Genomic DNA, 24,992 nt, shown 5'->3' with positions numbered 1-24,992 from the left:
CGCCCGCCGGATGAACTCGGGGTGACCCCCGGGTCAGGTATGCGTGGACGCGGCCTGACCTGCCCGGGTGTGCAGCGGAACGCTCACGGGACGTTCCTCGTTCGGAAAGATCCACGTTGACGTGGCCACGTCCGGCGCGGCGACAACAGCCGTATGCGTGTCGTCATAGTGACCGAATCCTTTCCCCCCGATGTGAACGGCGTGGCCCACTGCGCGCTCCAGACCGCCCGGCACCTCGTAGATCGCGGTCACCTTCCGCTCGTCGTCGCGCCGGCCACCGCGTCCGGCCCCGGGCCCGGCGTGGACGCCCTCGCGCCGTGCCCCGTCGTCCGTGTCCCCTCCCTCCCGCTCCCGGGCTACCCCCAGGTCCGCGTCGCCCTCCCCAGTCGGCGCGTGGCCGCGGCGATCGTCGAGCACCGTGCCGACGTCGTCCACCTGGCCAGCCCCTTCGTCCTCGGCGTCCGTGGCATGGCCGCCGCCGCCCGGCTCGGTGTCCCCGCCGTGGCCGTCTACCAGACCGACCTCGCCGGATACGCCCGCACCTACGTGCACGCGGGCGAGGCCGCCGCCTGGCGCCGCATCCGCTCCGTCCACGCCGCCGCCGACCTCACCCTCGCCCCGTCCAGCGCGTCCCTGCACGACCTGGAGGCGCACGGTGTGCCCCGGGTCAAGCTGTGGCCGCGCGGGGTGGACACCGTCCGCTTCCGCCCCGAACTGCGCGATGAAGCACTGCGCCGCGAACTCGCCCCGAACGGCGAGATGATCGTCGGATACGTCGGCCGTCTCGCCCCCGAGAAGCACATCGAGCTGCTCGCCGACGCCTGCCGTCTGGAGGGCGTCAAGGTCGTCGTGGTCGGCGACGGGCCGAGCCTGCCGCATCTCCAGCAGGTCCTGCCCGGCGCGGTCTTCCTGGGCCGCCGCATGGGTGACGAACTGGCCCGGATCTTCGCCTCCTTCGACGTCTTCGCGCACACGGGCCCCTTCGAGACCTTCTGCCAGACCGTCCAGGAGGCCATGGCCAGCGGTGTGCCCGTCGTCGCGCCCGCCGCCGGCGGACCGCTGGACCTGGTCGTCCACGGGCGCACCGGGTTCCTGGTCCCGCCGCGCGACCCGGCCGCCGTACGGGACGCCGTGCGGTCCCTCGCCGCCGACCCCGAGATGCGTGCCTCGTTCGGCGCCGCCGCGCGGGCCATGGTCGAGGGACGCACCTGGGCGGCCGTGGGCGACCAGCTGATCGGCCACTACGCCGCCGTGCTCGCGGGCCGGAAGACGGCGGTGGCGGCATGAGCGGACAGTCGCTGCGGATCGTCCGCCTCGCCAACTTCGTCGCCCCCGCCTCGGGCGGTCTGCGCACCGCCCTGCGCGAGCTCGGCAAGGGCTACCAGGCCGCCGGGCACGAGTCCGTGCTCATCGTGCCCGGCGACCGGGCGAGCGACCGGCAGACCGAGCAGGGACGGATCATCACCCTGCCCGGCCCACTGCTGCCCGGCACCGGTGGCTACCGGGTCCTCGCCGACAAGCGGCGCGTGGCCCGGCTCCTGGAGGAGCTCGCACCCGACCGCCTGGAGGTCTCCGACCGTACGACCCTCAGGTGGACCGGCAAATGGGCCCGTCGTGCCCGCGTCCCCGCCGTGATGGTCTCCCACGAGACCGCCGACGGTGTCCTGCGCACCTGGGGCCTGTCGGCGACGGCGGCCCGGCGTGCCGCCGACGCCCTCAACGTCCGTACGGCGCACACGTACGCGCGCGTGGTGTGCACCACCGAGTTCGCCGAGCGGGAGTTCGTGCGGATCGGCGCGCGCAATGTCGTACGGGCCCCGCTGGGCGTCAATCTGGTCGAGCGGCGCCCGGCACTGCGTGACGCGGGACTCAGGGCGCGGTACGCGCGCGAGGACGAGACGCTCCTCGTGACGTGCACCCGGCTGTCCGTCGAGAAGCGGCCCAGCACGGCCCTGGACGCTCTGGAGTCCCTGGTACGACGAGGTCGACGGGCCGTGCTCGTGGTGGCTGGGGACGGGCCACTGCGGCCGCGTCTCGAACAGCGGGCAAGGGAGCGCGGGCTGCCGGTCACCTTCCTCGGGCACGTCTCCGAACGGGGGCTGCTCGGTGCGCTCCAGGCCTCCGCCGACGTGTGCCTGGCCCCTGGGCCGGCCGAGACCTTCGGGCTCGCCGCGCTGGAGGCCATGGCGTGCGGCACGCCGGTCGTGGTGAGCGCCTCCTCCGCGCTGCCGGAGGTCATCGGATCAGCCGGAGCCGTCGCCGCCGACCGCGGGGAGGCCTTCGCGGACGCCGTGGACGTGCTGCTGGAACGCCCCGAGCACGAGCGCCGCGAGACCGCACGCGCGCGTGCCGAGTGCTTCGGGTGGGACACGGCGGTCCGGGCGTTCCTCGCCGCGCACGACGCGGAGGTCTTCGTACGGCGTTCCGTGCGTTCCGTGCACGGAGGCGTGGCATGAGCGGGGCCATGCCGTGAACGGACGTGTCATGAGCGGGGACGTGTCATGAGAGGCCCGCGTTTCGTCGCTCTCGGTGACTCGCTCACCGAGGGCGTGGGGGACCCCGTCGGGGACGGGTGGCGTGGCTGGGCCGCGCTGCTCGCCGACGGGCTCTCCACGGGGGACGTGGACTTCACCAACCTCGCGGTGAGCGGGGCGCAGACGAGGGATGTGCTGGAGCGCCAGCTGCCCGTGGGGCTCGCCCTGCGACCGGATGTCGTCTCCGTCGTCGTCGGCGTCAACGACACCCTGCGCTGCACCTTCGACATCCATGCCGTGGCCGCACGGCTCGACACGGTCTATGCCGCCTTCCGCGCACAGGGCGCGGTGCTGCTCACGGCGTGTCTGCCCGACCCGGGCACGATGCTCGGGCTGCCCGGTGCGTTGGCGCGTCCGCTGGCTCGGCGGCAGCGGGCGGTCAACGCCGTGGTGCACGCGCTGTCCGAGCGGTACGGGGCGGTGCATCTGCATGCCGCCGAGGGGAGTTGGACCACCGAGCGGGCGATGTGGAGCTCGGACCGGTTGCATCCCAGTGAGCGGGGGCATCGGCAGTTGGCGGTGCGGTTTCATGCCCTGCTGGCGGAGCAGGGGGTGACGGTCGGCGCCGCTCCCTCGGTCGAGCCGGAGTTTCCTGTGCCCACCAGGTCGGCGAGTCTGTGGTGGCTGGCCACGGCGGGGACGGGATGGGTGGTGCGGCGCTGTACCGATCTGCTGCCCCAGCTCGTGACGCTGGCCGTTGCCGAGATGCGGCATCGGGCTCGAGGGACGAGTGGGCGGTTGGATCTGCGGACCGCGCATGCGGTGTCCGCGGCGCTGGCTGCGTTGTCCGTGTCGGAGCAACGGCCCGAGGCGGCCTGAGTGCGTTTACCGCCTGCCTACCTCTGTGAAGCGCACCGGAGTTCCTGGTACCGCCTGAGCTGCTGCCGGAAGGTCTGTCTCGCGGATCACTCCGATCACCGGGTAGCCGCCGGTCGTCGGGTGGTCGGCCAGGAAGACCACCGGTCTGCCGTCGGGCGGTACCTGGACCGCGCCCAGGACCATGCCCTCGCTGGGGAGTTCGCCCATCAGGGCGCGTTCCAGGGCCGGGCCCTCCGTGCGCAGGCCGATGCGGTTGCTTGCTGATGAGACCCGGAATGTGCGGGTCGTGAAGCGGCGTACCGCTTCCGGTGTGAACCAGTCGTCACGCGGGCCCAGCATGACGCGCAGGATCAGCTCCGCGGGGGGCGCGGGCTGCGGGGCCGCGTCCACGCGCGTGTGGAGTGGTGTCGGCGTGCCCAGGGGGAGTACCGCACCGTCGGTGAGGGGGGTCGGGCCCAGGCCTGACAGGAGGTCCGTGGAGCGGCTGCCCAGGACCGACTCCACGATGACGCCGCCGGAGACGCCCACATAGCTCCGTACCCCTGACAGAGCCGTTCCGATGTTCAGGAGCGCCCCTGCCGGTACGCGTACCGGCGCGCTCCAGGCTGCCGGTCGGCCGTCGACCGTCACCGGGCAGGGAGCGCCGGTCACGGCCACGGTGATGGTCGAACGCGGGCGCAGCGCGCAGCCGTTGAGCGTGGTCTCCAGGACGGCTGCCTCGGGGCGGTTGCCGACCAGCCGGTTGGCGAGGGCCGCCGCGGGGCCGTCGAGGGCGCCCGAGCGGGGTACGCCGAGGTGGGCGTGGCCGGGTCGGCCCTGGTCCTGGATGGTGGTCAGTGCTCCGGACCGTACGACGGAGAGGGCGCGGTCGGTCATGCCGTCCTCACGAAACGCACCCGGGTTCCCGGTGACAGGAGGGCGGCCGGCACCCGCGCGTGGTCCCACAGAACGGCGTCCGTGGTGCCGATGAGCTGCCAGCCGCCCGGTGACGAGCGCGGATAGACGCCCGTGTACGGGCCCGCGAGCGCGACCGAGCCCGCCGGGACCGCCGTACGAGGGGTGGCCCGGCGGGGGACGTTGTAGCGGGCGGGCAGGCCGGTGAGATAGCCGAAGCCGGGGGCGAATCCGCAGAAGGCGACCGTGAACTCGGTTCCGGCGTGGACGCGGGCCACCTCCTCGGGGGAGACGCCCCAGAGCGCGGCCACGTCGGCCAGGTCCGGGCCGTCGTAGCGCACCGGGAGTTCGATCGCGGCACGCGCGCGTGCGGGAGCGGGCGGCACCTCGGCGGCCGTGAGTTCGGCGGCCAGGCGTGCCGGGTCGGCGAGGCCGTCGAGGAGGACCGTACGGGCCGCGGGGACGATCTCGCGGACCGACAGCGAGCCCTCCGCGCGGCGGCGCACCAGCTCGGCGTGGAGTGCCTGGGCCTCGTCGCCCGAGGCCACCTCGACGAGCAGGGCGTCGTCCCCGACCGGCAGGGTCCTCATACGAAGGCCTCCATCCGGACGCCGGCGGTCTCCAGCCGCTCACGGACCCGGCGGGCCAGTTCCACCGCGCCCGGAGTGTCGCCGTGCAGGCAGAGGGAGCGGGCCTCGACCTCGATGCGGGCGCCGGAGCGGGTGACGACCGTGTGGTCCCGGGCCAGGCCCAGCGAGCGTTCGACGACCGAGTCGGGATCGGTGACCACCGCGCCCTCCTGGCCGCGTGGCACCAGTGTGCCCTCGTTGGTGTAGGCGCGGTCCGCGAAGGCCTCCGTGACTCCGGGCAGGCCGGCCTTCCCGGCCGCTTCCAGGAGGCGGGAGCCGGGCAGGCCGAGGACCGGCAGGGCGGCGTCCGCGAGGCGCACACCGTCGACGACCGCGGCGGCCTGCTCCTCGTCGTGCACGACCCGGTTGTAGAGCGCGCCATGCGGTTTGACGTAGGACACGCGTGTGCCCGCCGCTCGTGCGAAGACCTCCAGGGCGCCGATCTGGTAGGCCACCTCGGCCGTCAGCTCGGCGGACGGCACGTCCATCGCGCGCCGCCCGAACCCGGCCAGGTCCCGGTAGGACACCTGGGCGCCGATCCGTACCCCGCGCGCGGCCGCCAGGTCGCACACCCGCCGCATGGTGACCGCGTCCCCGGCGTGGAACCCGCAGGCCACGTTGGCGCTGGTGACCACGGACAGCAGCTGCTCGTCGTCGGTCAGTCGCCAGCGGCCGAAGCCCTCGCCGAGGTCGGCGTTCAGATCGATCGAGGTCATGGACGTCTCGTGTCTCCTTCCAGGGCTCTCAGGCCACTCGGTACTGCTCGTCGCGGGCGTCCGTCAGGAACATCTGGCCCGGTGCGTGGGTGATGGCGAACGGCGGGCGGGAAGCCATCACCGCGGCCTGCGGGGTCACCCCGCAGGCCCAGAACACCGGGATGTCGTCCGGTTCGGCGTCCACCGGATCGCCGAAGTCGGGTCGGCCGAGGTCGTCGATGCCGAGCCCCGAGGGATCCCCGCAGTGCACAGGGCTGCCGTGCACGGCCGGGAGCAGGCTGCTCTCCCGCAGGGCGGCTGCCAGGTGCTGCGGCGGCACCGGGCGCATGGACACGACCATCGGGCCGTGCAGCCGGCCCGCGGGACGGCACTGTCGACTGGTCACATACATAGGAACGTTCCGGCCCTGCTGAATGTGCCGGATCGGCACACCCGCCTCGGAAAGTGCCCACTCGAAGGTGAAGCTGCAACCGATCAGGAACGACACCAGGTCGTCGCGCCAGTGGGCGCGCACGTCCGTCGGCTCGTCCACCAGCTCGCCGCTCTCCCACACCCGGTAGCGCGGCAGGTCGGTGCGCAGATCGGCGCCGTCCGCGAGGACGGTGGTCCAGTCCCCGGCGTCCGTGACGTCGAGGACCGGGCAGGGCTTGGGATTGCGCTGGCAGAACAGCAGCATGTCGTACGCCCAGTCGGCGGGCACCGAGATCAGGTTGACCTGGGTGTGGCCGGCCGCGACTCCGGCGGTGGGGCCGGTCAGGCCCGCGCGGAAGCGGGTGCGGGCCTGCGCGGGGCTCCACGCGTGCGCGTGCTCGTCGACGAGGGTCAGGGGGCGGTCCTCGGCCATGAGGTTCGGCGTGCGGTCTTCCGTACGGTTCACGCGAGTTCCTTCCCACGCGTTTCGGGCAGTCCGAGCAGGGCCAGTGCGGCGATGGCGTAGCCGATGGCACCGAAGACCAGCGCCCCGCCCGTGCCCCAGCTGTCGGCCAGGAAGCCGACGGTGGTCGGGAAGACCGCGCCGATCGCGCGGCCCGCGTTGTACGTGAAGCCCTGGCCGGAGCCGCGCACCGCCGTCGGGTACAGCTCACTCAAATATGACCCGAAGCCGCTGAAGATCGCCGACATGCAGAACCCGAGGGGGAAGCCGAGCACCAGGAGCAGGGTGTTGGCGCCGTCCGGGATGTTGCCGTACGCCACGATGCAGACGGCCGAGAGCAGGGCGAAGAGCCAGATGTTGCGGCGGCGGCCCAGACGGTCGGTGAGGTAGCCGCCGGTCAGATAGCCGAGAAAGGCGCCGGAGATCAGGAACGTCAGATAGCCGCCGGTGCCGACGACCGACAGGCCGCGGTCGGTCTTCAGGTAGGTCGGCACCCAGGTGGCGAGCGTGTAGTAGCCGCCCTGGACGCCGGTGGACAGCAGGCCCGCGAAGATCGTCGTACGCAGCAGGTCCGGTTTGAAGATCGCCGTGAAGGAGCCCTTCCCGGCGCTCTTCTCGCGGACCGCCACCGCCTCGGGGGCGTCCTGGACCCGGCGTCGCATCCAGACGACGAGCAGCGCGGGCAGCGCGCCGGTCCAGAACATCACGCGCCAGGCCGTGCCGTCGTCGAAGGCCGAGAAGACCAGCGTGTACATGATCGCCGCCAGGGCCCAGCCCACGGCCCACGAGCTCTGGATCGCGCCCAGGGTGCGGCCCCGGTGCTTCGAACTCGCGTACTCGGCGACCAGGATCGCGCCGACCGCCCACTCGCCTCCGAAGCCGAGGCCCTGGAGGGCGCGGAAGACCAGCAGCGACTCGAAGTTGGGTGCGAAACCGCACGCCACGGTGAAGACCGCGTAGGTGATCACGGTGATCATCAGTGCCCGGACCCGGCCGGCCCGGTCGGCCAGCACTCCCGCGAGGGCTCCGCCGATGCCGGAGGCCAGCAGGGTGACGGTGGTGAAGAGCCCGGTCTGGCCGCTGTCCAGGCCGAAGTACGCGGCCAGCGCGACCATGCTCAGCGGGAGCGTGAAGTAGTCGTAGGAATCGAGGGCGTAGCCGCCGAACGCGCCGGCGAAGGCGCGCCGGCCGCGCGGGCCGAGCGCTCGGAACCAACCCAAGGTCCCGTCTTCAGCGGGGGATTGGGTCGCGGTGGGGTCGTCGGACAGGGCCTGTGGGGGCGGGGTCGTGCTCATGGGCACCTCGCAGTGGGAGGACGGAGGGTGCGGAGCTGAGCCGTGCGGTGTTCAGTAACGTAGAGGATCGTTGAACGATCCTTCAATACCCCTGTTGTTTCGTTCTCGTGTCTGCTGTTGAATTCCGGGCATGGCAGAGCAACTGAGCGGACTTGCCGACGATCGCGCCCTCCTGGGCCGCACCAGCACGGCCGAGCGGGTCTCGGACATCCTCAGGAGCCGCATCGCCGAGGGCTACTTCCCGCCGGGCACCCGGCTGTCCGAGGACAGCATCGGAGGCGCGCTCGGGGTCTCCCGCAACACCCTCCGCGAGGCATTCAGGCTGCTCACCCATGAACGCCTGCTGGTTCACGAGCTGAACCGGGGCGTCTTCGTGCGGGTCCTGGCCGTCGAGGACGTCGAGGACATCTACCGCACGCGCGCGCTGGTCGAGTGTGCCGTCGTACGAGGCCTCGGCGAACCGCCGTACGCCCTGGACGCGCTCGCCGACGCGGTCGAGGAGGGCCGGCGGGCGGTGCGCGAAGGTGACTGGAAAACGCTGGGGACGGCCAACATCCACTTCCACCGGGAACTCGTCGCCCTGGCGGGCAGCGACCGCACCGACGAACTGATGCGCAGCGTCTTCGCCGAACTCCGCCTGGCCTTCCATGTCGTGGACGACCCGCGTCGGCTGCACGAGCCGTATCTGGCGCGAAACCAGCAGATCCTCGGCGCGCTTCAGGCGGGCGACCGGGAGGAGGCGGAAAGGCTGCTCGCCGTGTACCTCTCGGACTCTTTGCGGCGAGTAGTCGAGGTGTACAGGCGAAGAGTGGGTGAGGACGCTTAGGGGCGCGGGGAACTGCGCGACAAAGCCCCCACCGGCGGGCAGCCGACGAAACAACCGGTAGTCGCCCGTCCAACCGCCGGAGGCGACCCGCGGCGTTTGGGGAGTTGTCAGACCGAGGACCTAGTCTGTGCACCGTGACTTCGCCTGCGACGACGGACAGCGTTCCGCCCCAGTTCAGCGCGGGGCCGCGCCCCGCACCGGGCCCGGCCGCCGACGAGGGACTGGCGCGGCGGCTGCGCGCGCTCGCATGCACCGCGCCCCTGCACGACCTCGACACCCGCAAGGCCAACCTCGCGGGTGAGTACTCGGTGTACGGCATGGCGGAGGTGGCCCTCTCCGCCATCGACCTGGTCACCCTGAACATGGACTTCGACACGGGCGCCGACCACGACCAGATCGTCGCCCGCCTCATCCCGCGCATCGCCGCCCAGGCCCCGCAGCGGCCCGTCGCCGAGCACGAGCGCGTGGCCCGCTGGGTCCTGGAGAACCTGATCAACGTCGGCAGCGTCGACCGCGGTTTCCGGGCGGTCTACGGCACGTTCGCGCCGGACGGGACCTATGTCCGGCGCGACTACGACTTCAAGCTGATCGAGGAGGTCCCAGGCCCCGGCGGATCGGTGTACCTCCGTACGACCGACGAGGCGGTCAACGTCCTCGTCGGCGCCCTGGACACCGACGTCACCAGCGCCCAGATCGCCGCCGAGGTCAAGCTGGAGGTGCTGATCAGCCGCGGGCGTCTCGCCGACGCCCAACTCGCCGCCGAGCAGGCCCGGTACCGGACCGTGCAGTACTCCGAGACCCTGCGCAGGGCGCTGGACGCGACCCGGCGCAATGTCCGGGCCGTCGACTGGCTCAACTCCGTGCCCGACATGATCGCCGAGGCCCTCGACCACGTCGCCGACCGGTACCGCCACGAGAACGCGATCCTCACCAACATCCGCAAGGCGCGGGACGAGTCCGAGGACCCCGAGCAGAAGCGGCGGGCCGCCGAGCTCGTCGACATCGTCAAGGACTGCATCCGACGCCACACCCAGCTCCAGTCACGACTCCTGGAGGCGGGACCGCTGTTCCGCGCCGAACAGGACCGGCAGGCCTTCGCCACCCCGATGACGACATCGGGGACAGATCTGTACGGCCACCTCTTCGCGCCGGTGCTGCCCCTGCCGTTGGAGCAGGCCACCCGGGTCACCGACGCGTTCTTCGCGCGCGGGACCGGACTGCGCACACCGGTGTCGGTACGGGTCGGCGATCTCGTCGACATACTGCTGACGCCGCCCATGGAGCGGGAGCACCTGGGCGCGGAGATGCCGGAGCCGGACCTCATCGCCACGCCGGACGACAGCAGGTTCAGCGAGGAGCAGCTGGCGTCCGCGAAGGAGCTGCTGGACCTGCCTGCGGACGCGCCGCGGCGGCTCTCGGGGCTGCTCGCGGAGGCCCGCAGGGCCGGTGGCTTCGATCTGGCGTACCTGGTGGTCCTGCTGGCGATCCACGCGGCCAGCCCCGCCGTCGGCACCGCCTACCGGCAGGGCGAGGAGAAGCTGCTCTTCGCCGTGGACGACGGGACGGAACTGGACGATCCGGACTTCGGTGGCGCCGACCTCATCGTCGGCACCGCCCTTCTGGACGCCGTGGGGATGGCGGCGGACCGGACGGAAGCAGCATGAGTGAGGTCGGGCCGGGCGCAAGCAGCATGAGTGAGCGAGAACGTGACAAGGAGCCACAGCCGTGAGTGAGCATGTCGAGTGGAGCGACGTGGAGGCCCCGACCCCGTCGGCGCCCGCCGCCGTCACCCCCGCCGACGCCGCCGACGCCGCTCGGCTCGTCGCCTTCGGACTGCAGCCCAAACTGCAGCCCGCGCGGGACCAGGAGTACACGGAGCTGCTGCGGCGCTACCGGGAGGATCCGCCGTTCGCCCGGCTCGCCGACGCCGTCGCCGCCGGACTCGGACTGGTCGTCCTCGAAGTGTCGCCGCGCACGGGGATGGCGGTGACCGCCGCCGAGGACTCCGTGTTCGCCGTCCGGATGGGGGACTACGCGCGTCGTACGTCCGCCGACGGCGGCGACCGGTTCCTGCACGGCCTCGCCCATCTCGCCGTGGCCGCCATGGCGTTCCCCCGACCCGAGGACCTCGCCGACGACGGATACATCGGGCGCGTCTCGGTCAACGGTGTCGACGCCTTCGTACGCCAGGCCTGCCGACGTCTGGAGGAGCGGGCCGAGGAGGTCGGCGAGAACACCGACCCGGCCACGGACGCTCCTGGCCTGGAGGCGGCCTGGCGGATCTGGGCGAGACGCAGCGCCGCCGGGGCGACCAAGGACGCGCGCCGGCTCGCCGGGTCCACGACCGGCATCGTGGGCAAGGCCGCCGCCTTCCTCACCGACTCCGGATTCCTGCAGCGCACCGGGGACGACAACGGCGGTACCTACCGGACCACGGCTCGTTACCAGCTCCAGGTGCGGGACATGGCCGGAAGTGCCGCCATGGCCGAGCTGCTGGAGCTGGGTGTCGTCCCGGTCACTGACGGCACGCCGACGCTGCTGCCACCCGAGGACGGCGACGACCTGGAGCTGGCGGCCGATGCCGGGCTGCCGTTCCACTCCTGAACTTCCCTGATCTGCCGAAGACTTACGAGAGTCCGCCATGTACGAGCTGTCCCGGGTCCGCCTCTACTCCATCGGCCCAGCCGGTGCGCGCTACGCCGACACCGTGCTTGACCTGCGCGGCGTCGGCGCGGAAGTGCCCGACCCCGCGCCCACCCAGGCGGAGTTCTTCGAGGAGGAGCCCGTCGGGCCGCCGCGCCGGCCCGCGCCCGCCGGGGTCCTCTTCCTGGAGAACGGCGGCGGCAAGTCCGTCCTGCTCAAGCTGATCTTCTCGGTGATGCTGCCGGGCCACCGGAACACGCTCGGCGGCGCCAGCTCCGGTGTGCTGCGCAAGTTCCTGCTGGCGGACGACTGCGGGCACGTGGCCCTGGAGTGGCAGCACACCCTCACCGGTGAGTGTGTCGTCGTCGGCAAGGTCAGCGAGTGGCGCGGACGCCAGGTCTCCAACGACCCGCGGAAGTTCGCCGAGGCCTGGTACTCGTTCCGGCCCGGCCCCGGGCTCAGCCTCGACAACCTTCCCGTCGCCGAGTCCACCGCCGTACGGCCGCCCGCCGAGGGCCAGTCGGCCGCGCGGGGCCGTCGCCGCACCATGAAGGGCTTCCGGGACGCCATCACCGAGGCGGGCAAGGCGTATCCGCATCTGGAGGTGCACTGGGAGGAGATCCACGACCGGTGGATCGAGCACCTGGGCGACCTCGGCCTGGACCCCGAACTCTTCCGCTACCAGCGGGAGATGAACGCCGACGAGGGCGAGGCCGCCGGCCTCTTCGCGGTGAAGAAGGACTCGGACTTCACCGACCTGTTGCTGCGGGCCGTGACCGACACCCGCGACACCGACGGGCTCGCCGACCTGGTCAGCGGGTTCGGCAACAAGCTGGGGCGGCGCGCCGAACTCATCGCCGAACGGGACTTCACCGCCGGGTCGGTGGACCTGCTGGGCCGGATCGTCGAGGCCGCCGAGGCCCGCTCACGCGCGCGTGACATCCACGCGGGCGCCGAACGCCGTACGCGCACCCTGGCCCGGCGGCTGTCCGCGCGGGGCGTCCAGGAGCGGGTGCGGGCCGCGGACCTGGCCCAGCGGGTCACCGCTGCCGCCTACGCCGTCACCCACGCGGAGGCGGGCCGTGAACGCAGTGCCCTGATCGCCGCCGAACTCGCCTACCGGCACGCCTCCCTGGCCCTCACCGCCGCCGAGAAGTCCGCAGCCGCCCAGAAACGCGAGCTCGCCGACGCGCGCACCCTGCACTCCGCCTGGCAGGCCGCTGAGGCCGTACTGCGCCACCGCGCCGCCGCCGACCGGGTCGCGCGCGTGGCCGCCGCCATCCAGGAGGCCGAGCGGGACGCGGCCCCCGCGCTCGCCGCCCGCGCCAAGGCCGCCGTCGATCTCGTACGCGCCCTGCACGCGGCCGCAGAGAGCGCCGAGACCCTCGCCAACGAGGAGGAGGAGAGGTCCGCCGCTCTCCAGGAGGCCGGCGAGTCCGCGTATCGGGACTCCACCTCGGCCGCGACCGAGGCGCAGCGCGCCCGCAGCGAGGTGGGTCACCTGCGTCAGCGGCTGAGCGAGGTCGAGCAGGAGACCGCCGAAGCGGTTCGCGCGGGCTGGCTGGACGACAGCGCGCCCGACGCCGACCCCGCCCGCGCGGCCCTCGCCGCGAGCGACGCCGAGAAGACGGCGGTCGCCGCCTGGGACACCGCACGCGAGGCCTCGCACCGGGCGAGCGAGCACGCGCGCGAAGCGGCCTCCGCCGAGGCCCGCGCGGAACTCACGGCCGCCCGCGCGGAGGACGCGGCCACGGCGGCCGAGCGGTCCTACGAGTCCGAGCGCCGGCTCGCCGAGGGGCTCGCGGGGGAGGAGCGGCTCGCGGAGCTGCTGAGTCTGACCGGGGCCTCCGGGGGAGTACCGGGCCCCCGGGCAGGAACCGACGGCACGCAGACCAACGGGGCCACCGGGCGCAAGGGGGCCGGGAGCGGCGCCGATCCGCACGTCGGCTCCACGGGGGCTTTCGCCGACGGCGGTCTCACCCCCGAGGACCTCGACCGCTTCGCCGACGAACTGCGCGAACTGCTCGACGACTCGGTCTCCTCCGCCGAACGCCAGCTCTTCGAATTGCGTACGGCCGCTGCCGACGACTCCCGGATCCTCGGCGCGCTCGGTGACGGGGGCCTGCTGCCGCCGGGCCCCGACGTGCTGGCCACGGTCGAGTTCCTTGGCGAGCACGGCATCCCCGCGCTGCCCGGCTGGCGCTATCTCGCCCAGGCCGTCGACCCCGCCGACCACGCGCGCGTGCTGGCCGCCCGGCCCGAACTGGTCGACGGCGTGATCATCACCGACCCCGCCACGCACGCGCGTGCCCGCGAGGCCCTGAACGACGCGGCACTGCTCCCGCGCTCCGCGGTGGCCGTCGGTACGGCCGCCGCGCTGCTGGCGCCGACTCCGGCTCCCGACGCGGAGGGCGGCGACGTCTTCCTCGTACCGCCGAACCCGGCCATGCACGACGAGCACGCCGCCGACGAGGAACGTCAGGCGCTGCGCGCGCGGGCCGGTGAGCGGGACGAGGAGATCCGGTCGCTCGCGGCGCGGCTCGGCAAGGACCGCGAGCTGGCCGCCCGGCTTGCTTCGTGGCGCACCGGCTGCCCCTCCGGCAGGCTCGTCGAACTGGCGCAGGCCGCCCGGGACACACGGGCGTTCGCCGAGGAGTCGGAGGCCGAGCTGACCGAGGCACGCACCGTGCGGGCCGAGGCCGACGAAGCGGCCGCCGAGGCCGCGCAGACGCGGGACGAGCGCCAGGAGGCCGCCCAGAAGGCCCGGCGCGCCGCAGACGCCCTCGCCGGGCTCGCCTACCGGCTGCGCGAGCGGGCCGGCTGGCAGGTGAAGCTTCGTGAACTGGCCGACGAGGCCACCGAGTCGGAGGCACGCGCCCAGACCTGCCTGGAGCGCGCCCGCGCGGCCGACGAGGACCGGCGCGGTGCCCAGCGTGCCGCCGACGACGCCCGCCGCACCGCACGTGCGCTGCGTGCCGAGCGCGCGGAGATCGCGGGCGCCCCGGAGGACGTACCGGAAACGGACGCGGGGACGGGCGCCTCCACGACGTCCCTGCCCGCCCTGCGTGAGGCCTATCGGGCCGCCTCGCAGCTGTACGAGAAGGTCGGTGTCGGCGCGGATCTGCGGGCCGAGCAGGCCCGGGCGGAGAGCGACGAGAGCGGTGCCCTGGCCGACCTGGACCGGCTCAGCAACAAGGTCCGCACGCGCGCGGAGCAGCTGCTCCAGTCGCCCGCCGGCTCCGACGGGCCTTCCCGGCAGGCCGCCGCCGCTCGTGCGGAGGAGCTGGTGCAGCTTCTGGAGACCCGTATGTCGACCGCGAGCGAGCAACTCGGTCGGCTGCGCGGCGAGGCCGAGCGGCACGCGCCCGAGGACGGCGAGGCGCACACCGAACTGACGGAGGAGCTGGAGCCCCGCGACGCCGAGCACGCACAGGCGCTGCTGCGTACGGCCACCGCCGAACTCGCCTCCCGCACCGAGGCGTTGACACAGGCCCGGGAGGCGCACGCGGAGCTGCTCGGCTCCCACCGGGCCGCCGAGGACGCGGCGAGCAGCTTCGACGAGATCGCCGCGATGCTCCGCGACCTGCTGCGCGAGCACGTCTCGGACGAGGAGCAGGAGGAGTCGGAGCCGTATCCGGGCAGCACCGAGGAGGCCCGGCAGTCCGCCGCCGAGGCCCGCAGGTCGCTGCGCGGCTGCGCCGCCGACCTCTCGGCCGCGGAGTCCGCCGTGCGCGAGGCGAGTGACGTGCTCGTCCGGCACGCCAACTCCACGCGCTACGAACAGGTCCGCACGCCTGCCCGGCAGCAGATCCGCGAGCTGCCCGCGTCCGCGCTGCCCGACCACGCGCAGAAGTGGGCGGACGCCTTCGCGCCCCGACTCCGGGTGCTCACCGACGAGTTGTCACAGCTGGAGCGGAACCGGGACTCGATCGTGGACCGGCTGCGCGGGCTCGTCGAGTCCGCCCTGGCCACCCTCAGGTCCGCCCAGCGGCTGTCCCGGCTGCCCGAGGGGCTGGGGGAGTGGTCCGGGCAGGAGTTTCTCCGGATCCGCTTCGAGGAGCCCGACCAGGCCACGCTCACCGAGCGGCTCGGCGAGGTCATCGACGAGGCGACCCGGGCCGCGGTGAAGAAGAACTCCGACCTGCGGCGCGACGGAATGTCCCTGCTGCTGAGGGGAGTCGGCGCCGCGCTCCAGCCCAAGGGCGTCGCCGTCGAGATCCTCAAGCCGGACGCCGTACTGCGCGCCGAGCGCGTGCCCGTGGGACAGATGGGCGACGTGTTCTCCGGCGGACAGCTGCTCACCGCGGCCATCGCCCTGTACTGCACGATGGCGGCCCTGCGGTCCAACGACCGGGGCCGGGACAAGCACCGGCACGCCGGCACGCTCTTCCTGGACAACCCGATCGGCCGTGCCAACGCGACGTACCTGCTGGAACTCCAGCGCGCTGTGTCCGACGCCCTGGGCGTCCAACTCCTCTACACGACCGGCCTGTTCGACACGACAGCGCTGGCGGAGTTCCCCCTGGTCATCCGCCTGCGGAACGACGCAGACCTCAGGGCCGGCCTGAAGTACATCAGCGTGGAGGAACATCTCCGCCCGGGCCTGCCTCAACAGCCCCAGGCAGGCGAGGCGGGACACAGCGAGATCACGGCGACGCGTATGTTCAAACGCCCGGCACCGGTAGCCCCGTAAGGGGCGCGGGGCCGTGTCGATATGCGGCTCCGCCGCGCGGGCGCGATCAATCACAACGAGCCCGCGGTCGCCCGCGCTCCGTACCCCGGAATCCTTGGACGACGGTCGTTGTACCCGTTCTGGACTCAGGGGTGCGACAACTGCCCGGTGCCGCCGCCCTGGCGCCGTATCCGCTCCTGTGCCCGCGCAGCGACGCGCGCGGCCCGTCGCGCCTTGCGCCGCTCACGCCGGAGCGCACGCGCCGTGCTGCTCGGGGTCGACACCACGCCGTGGCGCTGGTTCCACACCTGACGGGTCACCCAGACGTCCAGCGCGCCCCATGTGGCCACCACTGTGCTGGCCACACTGCTCAGCACCATCGGGAACGCCAGCCAGGATCCGGCCAGAGTGCACAGGAACGCCACCATGGCCTGAAGCAGGGTCACGGCGATGATCAGCACCGCCCGCACCGCGGAGGTCCGCACCGGATCCGGCAGTCGGCGCCTGCGCGCGGGCTCCTCGACCCACAATGGCCGGTACGGCCCCTCCTGGACCGCGCCGTAGCCGCTCGGCGCGCCCGTCCTCGCCGGAGTGTCGTGAGCCGACGCCTCGGGGCGCCGCACCGCCGTCGCACGCGCCGGCCCACCGCCGCTGCCCGGCGCCTCCTGTCGTTCCGCCGTGCCCATCACCGTGTCACTCCCCACCGCCGGCAGACCTATCGTCCCGGTGTCCGTGGACCGGGCTTCAAGGTGGCTGCCCGGCTTGCGCTGGTTTACGCCGCCCAGTTGCAGATGCGGCTCCTGTGGCCGAATCCACCGCCATTTCCCGAAGAGAAGGACGAACAAGACCCCTTCAAGATTCCCTCCCCACGTCAAAGAAACGAAAAAATCCAGCCAACCACCCACCCTGGCCGATCGGTTCCGGTCGGGCGCGGACCGGCGGAACCCAGGAGGCAATCTCCCGTAATGGGAGGACAACTCCCCATGTCTGGATCTCGGAGCGGAAGTTCAGGTTCCGGGGGGAGCTTCGAGTTACGTGTGCGTCGGTAGTAGGCTCGCGCCGTTTGTTGACGTACATATGTACCCCCGGCCGGCGGGGGTCGAGCTGGGGGAGGCCATGCGCTTTCGCGGGAAGTCGATCCGCCGGAAGATCGTGGCGCTGCTTCTCGTGCCGCTGGTGTCCCTGATCGCGGTGTGGGGCTTCGCCACGGTGCTGACGGGACGTGAGGTCACCCGGTTGTTCCAGGTGTCGACCGTCACCGAGAAACTCGGCTACCCCGCCGAGGACACGGTCCGCGTGCTCCAGCAGGAACGACGCCAGAGCCTGATCTACCTCGCCGACCCACGTGCGTCGGACGCCCTGTCCGCGCTGCGCAGCACGCGGAACGCCTCCGACGAAGCCATCGCCAAGTTCCGCCAGAACGCGCACGATCCCGATGTCCGCGATGGTCTGGACGAGGACGACGACGAGCGCCTCACCGCCGTCCTGGACGCGTTCGACGGCATCGACGCGCTGCGCCGGGGCGTCGAGGACGGTACCGTCTCCCGCCTCCAGGCCTTCGACCAGTACAACCGGCTCGTCGACCCCAGCTACACCCTCCTCGCCACGCTCGACGGCGCCGACAGCGTGGAACTCGACAAGCAGGCCCGCGCCCTGGTGAACATCACCCGGGCCCGTGAAATGCTGTCCCGCGAGGACGCGTTGCTCAGCTCCGCCCTGGTGGTGGGGAAACTGGACCACGACGAGATCCGTGATGTGTCCGACCTCGTCGCCCAACGCACCCTGATGTACGACATCAGCCTGGCGGTACTGCCGACGGCGGAACGCGAGCGCTACGAGGGCTTCTGGAAGAACGCCGGCACCGCTCCACTGCGCTCCGCCGAGCAGGACGTCGTCGCCGCCGAGCCCGGCACCTTCAACAAAGTCAGCGCCAAGAGCTGGGACGCGACCGCGGGCGGTGCGCTCGACGAACTCGCCAAGCTCGACGACCAGGCCGGCGACCGCCTGCAGGACCGGGTCCGCCCGGACGCGATGGGGGTCATCGTCAAGGCAGCCTCCGTCGGCATCCTCGGACTGATCGCCCTGCTCTTCTCGCTCGTGCTGTCCGTGCGCGTCGGCCGTACCCTCATCCGTGACCTGAGGCAGCTGCGCCTGGAGGCCCACGAGGCCTCGGGCGTACGACTGCCCAGCGTGATGCGCCGCCTCTCGGTGGGCGAACAGGTCGACGTCGAGACCGAGGTCCCGCGCCTGGAGTACGACAAGAACGAGATGGGCGAGGTCGGCCAGGCCCTCAACACCCTCCAGCGCGCCGCCGTCGAAGCCGCCGTCAAGCAGGCCGAGTTGCGCGCCGGTGTCTCCGAGGTCTTCGTCAACCTCGCCCGGCGCAGCCAGGTCCTGCTCCACAAGCAGCTCACTCTGCTCGACACCATGGAGCGCCGCACCGAGGACACCGACGAACTCGCCGACCTGTTCCGCCTGGACCACCTGACCACCCGTATGCGCCGGCACGCCGAGGGCCTCGTGATCCTCTCCGGCGCCGCGCCCTCCCGGCAGTGGCGCAAACCCGTCCAGCTCATGGACGTCGTACGCGCCGCCGTCGCCGAGGTCGAGGACTACGAGCGCATCGAGGTCCGCAGGCTGCCCCGGGTGGCCGTGACCGGACCGGCCGTCGCGGACCTCACGCACCTCGTGGCCGAACTCCTGGAGAACGCCACCGTGTTCTCCCCGCCGCACACCGCCGTCCAGGTCCTGGGCGAGCGGGTCGCCAACGGCTTCACGCTGGAGATCCACGACCGCGGCCTCGGCATGGCCGCCGACTCGCTGCTCGACGCCAACCTCCGGCTCGCCGAGACACCGGAGTTCGAGCTGTCCGACACCGACCGGCTGGGCCTGTTCGTGGTCAGCCGGCTCGCCCAGCGGCAGAACGTCCGCGTCTCGCTCCAGCCTTCGCCCTACGGCGGCACCACGGCCGTGGTCTTCATCCCGGACGCGCTGCTGACCGACGACATCCCCGACACCAACGGCATCGGCTTCCGCCTCGACCGGCCCCAGCCGTCGAAGGAGGCCGAACTGGAGCAGGCGCAGCGGGTGTCGCTGACCCGTGGGCCGGCCCATCTGCCCGGTAGGCCTCCGGCGATCCTGAACGGCCCGGTCGAACTGGAGGCGCCCGTCGACCTGGACGCCCTGAACGACTTCCCGGATGTGCTCGACTCCGAGGACAGCGAGCGCGGCGGGCTGTTCCGTCCGCGCCGCTCACTGGCCCAGGCCGACGACGGGGCCACGGACATCGACGGGGCCGGCATCGGCGGCGACGGTCCGGACGCCCCCGTGTCGCTGCCGCTCCGCCGTACTCCCAAGCTGGTCAGCTCCCACGGACGCCCGGTCACCGACGAGCGTCCGGGCCGCGAGGACAGCGACGAGCCACCGGCGATCGGCCCGGGTACGTCCCGGACGCAGGCGACGCCCGCGGTGGGCCCGGTGCCCGCGCGCTCCGAACCCCCGACGCTGCCCAGCCGTCGCCGGGCCGCGGCCCTGCGCCGGGGCACCGGCGTGGCCGACCGTCTCGACGAGCTGACGCAGGCCCCGGCCTCTTCGGCGTCCCCGGCCTCTCCGGCGTCACCGAGCCGTGAACTCGGCGGGATGCCCGGCGCTCCCGCCCTGCCCCGGCGCACCCGGCGTGCCGAGATCGCGTCGAGCGGTACGGGTCCGGAGGACTCCGCCACCGGGGCCACCGGCAGGCCGGACACGCCCGCTCTCGGCGCCGGCGGCACCGCTCCTGGCGCCCTGGGGAGGGGTGGCCCGACCGACTCCGCCCCGGGTGGCGTCGTACGGCCCGGCTGGGGCGACTCCGCCCCTGGAGCGTCCGGCTCGGCCAGGCCGCCCCTGGGCGCCGCACCGGGGCCGCAGGACGCCGCTTCCGGCACCGCCCCGCTGCCCCGCCGGGTACGACAGGCCAACCTGGCCCCGCAGCTCAAGCAGAGCCCCGAGCGGCGCCCCCAGAACCAGGCTGAGCCCGCCGAACGGGACGCCGACGAGGTACGCAGCCGAATGGCCTCGCTCCAGCGCGGCTGGCAGCGTGGCCGCGAGGAGAACGCCGCAGGTGACGACACGCCAGGCGGCACAGCACCACAACGAACGACTAAGGGGGACGGTCGATGACCGCACCGAAGGCGACCGACAAGTCCGGCGAGCTGAACTGGCTCCTCGACGACCTGGTGGACCGTGTCGCGAGCATCCGCAAGGCCCTGGTGCTCTCCAGCGACGGCCTCCCGACCGGTGTGTCCCAGGACCTGACCCGCGAGGACAGCGAGCACCTCGCCGCCGTGGCGTCCGGGTTCCACAGCCTTGCCAAGGGTGTGGGCCGGCACTTCGAGGCGGGCAACGTCCGGCAGACCGTGGTCGAGCTGGACGACGCGTTCCTGTTCGTGACGGCCGCGGGCGACGGAAGCTGCCTTGCCGTCCTCTCCGACGCCGACTCGGACGTGGGCCTCGTCGCGTACGAGATGACGCTCCTGGTCAAGCGGGTCGGTGTACATCTCGGGGCCGCCCCGCGCACCGATCTGCCTCAGGGCGGGTAGTGAGATGGCATGAGCACAGACGGTCAGGGAAGAAGCCACTGGTTCGACGACGAGGCCGGACCGGTGGTCCGTCCGTACGCCATGACGCGCGGCCGCACCACAAGTGTCGGCCAGCACCGTCTCGACCTCATCGCGGTCGTCGTGGCCGAACCCCACACGGACGACCCCGACGGGGACCACTCGCTGTCCCCTGAGCACGTGGACATCGTCGATCTGTGCCGGGACACCCCGCAGTCGGTCGCCGAGCTGTCCTCCGAACTCGACCTGCCCATCGGGGTCGTACGGGTCCTCATAGGCGATCTCGTCGACTCGGAGTGGGTCCATGTGAACCGGCCGGTGCCGCCCGCCGAGCTCCCGGACGAGAGCATCCTGCGCGATGTGATCAACGGCCTCAGGGCCCTGTGACCACCCGTCCCGACCGTCCGGGGGCCGCTCCGTCAGTGCCGCGAGGCGCTCACGGACGGCGTCCGTGGGGATCGGCCACCGGTCCGCGGCAGGCGCCGATCCCCCTGCCGATATGATCTGACCGATCGTCGACGATCGTCCGCGGACAGCCGGCCACCAGCCCGCGGACACGGTGCCGAGCAGTGCGATCGGGGAGACGGACGTGACGACTGGCTGGCAGTTCCTTGCCGACAGAGGCGCCACCTTCACCGGCATCGTCGCGCGACCCCCCACGGCTGCCTGGCCACTCACAAGCGCTTGCCCACCAGTGCGGCGCGTCCGGTTACCCTACGGTGCTGGGACCACGGTCACCGAACTCGGCGGACGCCCGCCCTCGCGACGTGCTCGTCATCGAGCCCCCGGCGGCGGAGACCATGGCCCGCGGTCGCCTCAACACCCCCAGCAAGCAGGAGAAGAGACCAATGATCTTCGGGCGTTCTGAGCGCGGCAAGCCCCCGGTCGAGCCCGTCACGCTCAAGATCCTGGTGGCCGGCGGCTTCGGCGTGGGCAAGACCACGTTCGTGGGCGCGGTCAGCGAGATCAGGCCGCTGCGCACCGAGGAACTGCTCACCGAGGCGGGCCGGCCGGTCGACGACACCCGCGGTGTGGAAGGCAAGCGCACCACCACCGTCGCCATGGACTTCGGGCGCATCACCCTGCGCGAGGACCTGGTGCTGTACCTGTTCGGAACCCCCGGACAGGAACGGTTCTGGTTCATGTGGGACGAGCTGTCCGAGGGGGCCCTCGGAGCCGTCGTGCTCGCCGACACCCGTCGCCTGGAGGACTGCTTCGCCGCCGTCGACTACTTCGAGCGGCGCTCCATACCCTTCCTCGTCGGCGTCAACTGCTTCGAGGGAGCCATCCGTTACCCGGAGGAGGACGTACGGCAGGCCCTCGACCTCGACGCGGACGTACCGGTCGTGCTGTGCGACGCCCGGGACAAGCAGTCGGTCAAGGACGTTCTCGTCGGAGTCGTCCAGCACGCCATGGCGTACTCGGCGCGACGCCGTCAGACCGTCACCAGCTGAGGCGGGTGCGGCCCGTACCCCCGCCGACAGGGGTACGGGCCGCGGCTTCAGGGCGCCACGCGTGTGTGCCTAGTTCCCGCTGTCGTCCTCCCAGCCGAAGCTCTTCTCCACGGCCTTGCGCCAGTTGTGGTATTGACGGTCCCGGACGGACGCTTCCATGTCCGGCGTCCACTCGACGTCCTTCTGCCAGTGGGACTTCAGCTCGTCGAGGTCGTTCCACACGCCTGTGGCGAGCCCGGCCGCGTACGCGGCGCCCAGACACGTGGTCTCGGAGACCTTCGGCCGCACCACCGGTACGTCCAGCACATCCGCCTGGTGCTGCATGAGCAGGTTGTTCTTGGTCATGCCGCCGTCCACCTTCAGGGTGGTGATGTGCACCCCGGAGTCCTGGTACATGGCGTCCACGACCTCACGGGTCTGCCAGCTCGTCGCCTCCAGGACCGCCCGCGCGAGGTGCGCCTTCGTGACGTACCGCGTGAGCCCCGTGACGACACCACGCGCGTCGGACCGCCAATAGGGCGCGAACAGACCGGAGAAGGCGGGCACGATGTACGCGCCGCCGTTGTCGTCGACACTCGCCGCCAGGGACTCGATCTCGTCGGCGTTGCGGATGATGCCGAGTTGGTCGCGGAACCACTGGACGAGGGCGCCCGTTATGGCGATGGACCCCTCCAGACAGTAGACAGGCGCCTCACCGCCGATCTTGTAGCCCATGGTGGTCAGCAGCCCGCTCTTCGACGGGACCGGCCGGTTGCCTGTGTTGAGCAGCAGGAAGGAGCCGGTGCCGTACGTGTTCTTCGCCGTGCCCACGTCGTAGCAGGCCTGTCCGAACACCGCGGCCTGCTGGTCGCCCAGTGCCGACGCCACGGGCACACCCGCGAGTTGGCCCACGGCGGTGCCGTAGACCTCGGCAGAGGATTTGATCTCCGGTAGCACGGCGTCCGGCACGCTCATCGCGTCCAGGATGGACTGGTCCCACTGGAGGGTCTCCAGGTTCATCAGCATGGTGCGTCCGGCGTTCGTCACGTCGGTGACGTGCTGCCCGCCGTCCGTGCCGCCGGTGAGGTTCCAGATCAGCCAGGAGTCGATGGTGCCGAAGGCGATCTCGCCGTTCTCGGCACGCGCGCGTAGGCCCGGCACGTTGTCCAGCAGCCAGGCCGCCTTCGGCCCCGAGAAGTAGGTGGCCAGCGGCAGCCCGGTCTGCTCGCGGAACCGGTCCTGCCCGTCCGTGCCGCCGAGTTGGTTGGTCAGGGCCGCGGTGCGGGTGTCCTGCCACACGATCGCGTTGTGTACGGGTTTGCCCGTCGCGCGGTCCCAAAGGACCGTCGTCTCACGCTGGTTGGTGATACCGAGCGCGCTGAGCTGGTCGGCGCGCAGTCCGGCCTTGGCGATCGCCCCGGCGACCACGGCCTGCACCTTGGACCAGATCTCGGTGGCGTCGTGCTCCACCCAGCCGGGCTTGGGGAAGATCTGGCGGTGCTCGCGCTGGTCGACGGCCACGATCGCGCCGTCCTGGTTGAAGATGATGCAGCGGCTGGAGGTGGTGCCCTGGTCGATAGCGGCGACGAACTTGTCCGTCATGACGTCCCCTTCGTCAGTTCCTGCACGAGCTGCGTTTCACAAGGGCTGTGCTTCAGATGGCCGTGTCTCGGAAGGACGTGCTTCAGAAGGCTGTGCCTCAGAAGGCCGGGCTTCAGAAGGCTGCGTTGAAGATCACCCCGGACAGCGCTCCGCCGATCAGCGGTCCCACCACCGGGATCCACGCGTAACCCCAGTCCGAGGTGCCCTTGTTGGGGATCGGCAGCAGGGTGTGGACGATGCGCGGGCCCAGGTCACGGGCCGGGTTGATGGCGTATCCGGTGGGCCCGCCCAGCGACAGACCGATGCCGACCACCAGGAAGGCGACGACGAGCACCGCGGTACCGGACTCGCCGAGTCCCTTGGTGAGGCCGAAGGCCAGGATCGGCAGGACCAGGCCGATCGTCGCGATGATCTCGGTGATCAGGTTCGCCACGGGATTGCGGATCGCGGGCGCGGTGGAGAAGATCCCGAGCGTTGGCTGGGCGATCTCCTCCTCGGCGTTGACCTGGAACTGCGCGTAATAGGTCAGCCAGCACAGGACCGCCCCGAGCATGGCACCGACCATCTGCCCGGCGATGTACACGGGAACCTGGTCCCAGTCCCCGGTGTCGACGGCGATTCCGAGGGTCACGGCGGGGTTGAGGTGCCCGCCGGACAGCGGGGCGGCGGTGTACGCCCCCGCCAGTACGCCGAAGCCCCAGCCGAACGCGATGACGACCCAGCCGGCATCCTTCGCCTTGGAGTAGTTGAGTACGACGGCGGCGACGACGCCGGCGCCGAAGAGGATCAGAATCGCCGTACCGATGACCTCGCCGAGAAATACGTCTCCGTTGCTCATGGCGGCTCCTAGGCCCTGGCCCGGGACGTTCCCGCCCCGGTCCTCCGTGCAGGGTTGCGGTTCCCTTGGCGAACTGCCGAGGGCAGGGAGGATCCCGCGCCCCGCCCGGCGTCCGCGACGAGCGTGCCGTCGCAGCCGAATCGCCCGTGGGGGTATGAGCCTTGGCCTGTGGGGGGCCCGCGCGGCGTGGTGCCTGGATACGCCGAGAATGTACGGCGATGTCGACTGACACCGGAAGTGTTCACCGGGCCCCGGGGGGCGTCAAGGTCGCTGACGACAACGGTTGGGAAGGGACGACGGAACCGCGGGCCGTCGTACGAGGGCGTCCTCGATCGGCATGCGCGGGGCCGACCGGGCCGGCCCCGAAACACGCTCAGCTTCCCAGCCTCACCCCGGCTCCGACAGGCGCTCGGTGTGTTCCCGGCTCCGACAGGCGCTCGGTGTGTTCCCGGCTCCGGCACGCGCTCGGCGTGTTCCCGGTCTCGGCACGGGCTCAGCCTCGCCTCGGCTCCGACAGGCGCTCGGCGTGTTCCCGGCTCCGGCACGGGCTCGGCGTGTTCCCGGTCTCGGCACGGGCTCAGCCTCGCCTCGGCTCCGACAGGCGCTCGGCGTCTTCCCGGCT

19 protein-coding genes are annotated in these 24,992 nt (G+C 72.0%); 11 read left to right on the top strand and 8 right to left on the bottom strand.

Translation table 11 applies throughout. The annotated features are described in order from the left end of the window. The first annotated feature begins 153 nt into the window (after positions 1–153). The 3 genes from AB0D34_RS38470 to AB0D34_RS38460 are packed head-to-tail and all read left to right on the top strand — an operon-like array spanning position 154 to position 3,353. A complete protein-coding gene (locus AB0D34_RS38470; RefSeq protein ID WP_362670625.1) occupies positions 154–1,287 on the top strand; it encodes a glycosyltransferase family 1 protein in 1,134 nt (377 codons plus the stop codon). Then, entirely contained in the window at positions 1,284–2,456 is a 1,173-nt protein-coding gene (locus AB0D34_RS38465; protein WP_362670623.1) for a glycosyltransferase, read from the top strand. The genes AB0D34_RS38470 and AB0D34_RS38465 overlap by 4 nt, the downstream gene beginning before the upstream one ends. Before the next feature lie 45 nt (positions 2,457–2,501). Beyond that, complete coding sequence (locus AB0D34_RS38460; protein WP_362670620.1) at positions 2,502–3,353, top strand: SGNH/GDSL hydrolase family protein; 852 nt, start codon at positions 2,502–2,504, stop codon at positions 3,351–3,353. A gap of 6 nt (positions 3,354–3,359) precedes the next feature. Here the strand turns inward: AB0D34_RS38460 and AB0D34_RS38455 are convergent, their stop codons facing one another. Genes AB0D34_RS38455 through AB0D34_RS38435 form a run of 5 tightly spaced genes read right to left on the bottom strand, consistent with a single transcriptional unit; the run spans position 3,360 to position 7,761 of the window. Next, positions 3,360–4,229: a biotin-dependent carboxyltransferase family protein gene (locus tag AB0D34_RS38455; RefSeq protein WP_362670618.1), complete on the bottom strand. Its 870-nt coding sequence runs from the start codon at positions 4,227–4,229 to the stop codon at positions 3,360–3,362. Then, positions 4,226–4,837 carry a 5-oxoprolinase subunit PxpB gene (gene pxpB, locus AB0D34_RS38450; protein WP_362670616.1) on the bottom strand — a complete coding sequence of 204 codons (612 nt, stop codon included), beginning with the start codon at positions 4,835–4,837 and terminating at the stop codon, positions 4,226–4,228. Before pxpB ends, AB0D34_RS38455 begins: the two co-directional genes overlap by 4 nt. Then, positions 4,834–5,592: a 5-oxoprolinase subunit PxpA gene (locus AB0D34_RS38445; protein WP_362670615.1), complete on the bottom strand. Its 759-nt coding sequence runs from the start codon at positions 5,590–5,592 to the stop codon at positions 4,834–4,836. Before AB0D34_RS38445 ends, pxpB begins: the two co-directional genes overlap by 4 nt. 28 nt (positions 5,593–5,620) lie before the next feature. Then, the gene (locus AB0D34_RS38440; protein WP_362670757.1) at positions 5,621–6,436 is read right to left on the bottom strand and encodes a putative hydro-lyase; all 816 of its coding nucleotides are present in this window, start codon (positions 6,434–6,436) and stop codon (positions 5,621–5,623) included. A 29-nt stretch (positions 6,437–6,465) separates the two neighbouring features. Continuing rightward, a complete protein-coding gene (locus AB0D34_RS38435) occupies positions 6,466–7,761 on the bottom strand; it encodes an MFS transporter (protein ID WP_362670613.1) in 1,296 nt (431 codons plus the stop codon). A gap of 130 nt (positions 7,762–7,891) precedes the next feature. Between AB0D34_RS38435 and AB0D34_RS38430 the strand changes: the two genes are divergently transcribed. The 4 genes from AB0D34_RS38430 to AB0D34_RS38415 all read left to right on the top strand — a co-directional run bounded on the left by AB0D34_RS38430 (position 7,892) and on the right by AB0D34_RS38415 (position 15,923). After that, on the top strand, positions 7,892–8,587 hold the full coding sequence (locus AB0D34_RS38430) for a GntR family transcriptional regulator (RefSeq protein ID WP_362670610.1): 696 nt from the start codon (positions 7,892–7,894) through the stop codon (positions 8,585–8,587). A gap of 134 nt (positions 8,588–8,721) precedes the next feature. Continuing rightward, entirely contained in the window at positions 8,722–10,251 is a 1,530-nt protein-coding gene (locus tag AB0D34_RS38425; RefSeq protein ID WP_362670608.1) for a hypothetical protein, read from the top strand. A gap of 61 nt (positions 10,252–10,312) precedes the next feature. Next, complete coding sequence (locus tag AB0D34_RS38420) at positions 10,313–11,191, top strand: hypothetical protein (protein WP_362670606.1); 879 nt, start codon at positions 10,313–10,315, stop codon at positions 11,189–11,191. Between the two features lie 37 nt (positions 11,192–11,228). Further along, positions 11,229–15,923, top strand: coding sequence for a hypothetical protein (locus AB0D34_RS38415; RefSeq protein ID WP_362670603.1), 4,695 nt, complete (start codon positions 11,229–11,231; stop codon positions 15,921–15,923). A gap of 125 nt (positions 15,924–16,048) precedes the next feature. On the opposite strand, the gene AB0D34_RS38410 is transcribed toward AB0D34_RS38415, so the two are convergent. Further along, the gene (locus AB0D34_RS38410) at positions 16,049–16,588 is read right to left on the bottom strand and encodes a hypothetical protein (protein ID WP_362670600.1); all 540 of its coding nucleotides are present in this window, start codon (positions 16,586–16,588) and stop codon (positions 16,049–16,051) included. A 430-nt stretch (positions 16,589–17,018) separates the two neighbouring features. Here AB0D34_RS38410 and AB0D34_RS38405 point away from each other — a divergent pair, with 430 nt between their 5' ends. The 4 genes from AB0D34_RS38405 to AB0D34_RS38390 all read left to right on the top strand — a co-directional run bounded on the left by AB0D34_RS38405 (position 17,019) and on the right by AB0D34_RS38390 (position 21,951). Further along, positions 17,019–20,060: a nitrate- and nitrite sensing domain-containing protein gene (locus tag AB0D34_RS38405; RefSeq protein ID WP_362670598.1), complete on the top strand. Its 3,042-nt coding sequence runs from the start codon at positions 17,019–17,021 to the stop codon at positions 20,058–20,060. After that, positions 20,057–20,479, top strand: coding sequence for a roadblock/LC7 domain-containing protein (locus AB0D34_RS38400; protein WP_030321671.1), 423 nt, complete (start codon positions 20,057–20,059; stop codon positions 20,477–20,479). Before AB0D34_RS38405 ends, AB0D34_RS38400 begins: the two co-directional genes overlap by 4 nt. A gap of 9 nt (positions 20,480–20,488) precedes the next feature. Beyond that, positions 20,489–20,884 (top strand): DUF742 domain-containing protein, encoded by a 396-nt coding sequence (locus tag AB0D34_RS38395; RefSeq protein WP_362670595.1) that lies wholly within the window; start codon positions 20,489–20,491, stop codon positions 20,882–20,884. 461 nt (positions 20,885–21,345) lie between these two features. Continuing rightward, complete coding sequence (locus tag AB0D34_RS38390) at positions 21,346–21,951, top strand: ATP/GTP-binding protein (RefSeq protein ID WP_362670755.1); 606 nt, start codon at positions 21,346–21,348, stop codon at positions 21,949–21,951. 69 nt (positions 21,952–22,020) lie between these two features. Here the strand turns inward: AB0D34_RS38390 and glpK are convergent, their stop codons facing one another. Together glpK and AB0D34_RS38380 are read right to left on the bottom strand one after the other, a co-directional pair. Further along, the gene (gene glpK / locus AB0D34_RS38385) at positions 22,021–23,532 is read right to left on the bottom strand and encodes a glycerol kinase GlpK (RefSeq protein WP_362670593.1); all 1,512 of its coding nucleotides are present in this window, start codon (positions 23,530–23,532) and stop codon (positions 22,021–22,023) included. 112 nt (positions 23,533–23,644) lie between these two features. Further along, positions 23,645–24,370, bottom strand: coding sequence for an MIP/aquaporin family protein (locus tag AB0D34_RS38380; protein WP_362670590.1), 726 nt, complete (start codon positions 24,368–24,370; stop codon positions 23,645–23,647). Positions 24,371–24,992 lie beyond the last annotated feature (622 nt).

The organism is Streptomyces sp. NPDC048420 (assembly GCF_040651535.1).
Classification (GTDB): domain Bacteria; phylum Actinomycetota; class Actinomycetes; order Streptomycetales; family Streptomycetaceae; genus Streptomyces.
Note: the sequence above shows the minus strand (reverse complement) of the source record. Positions and strands in the feature narration are given on the sequence as shown.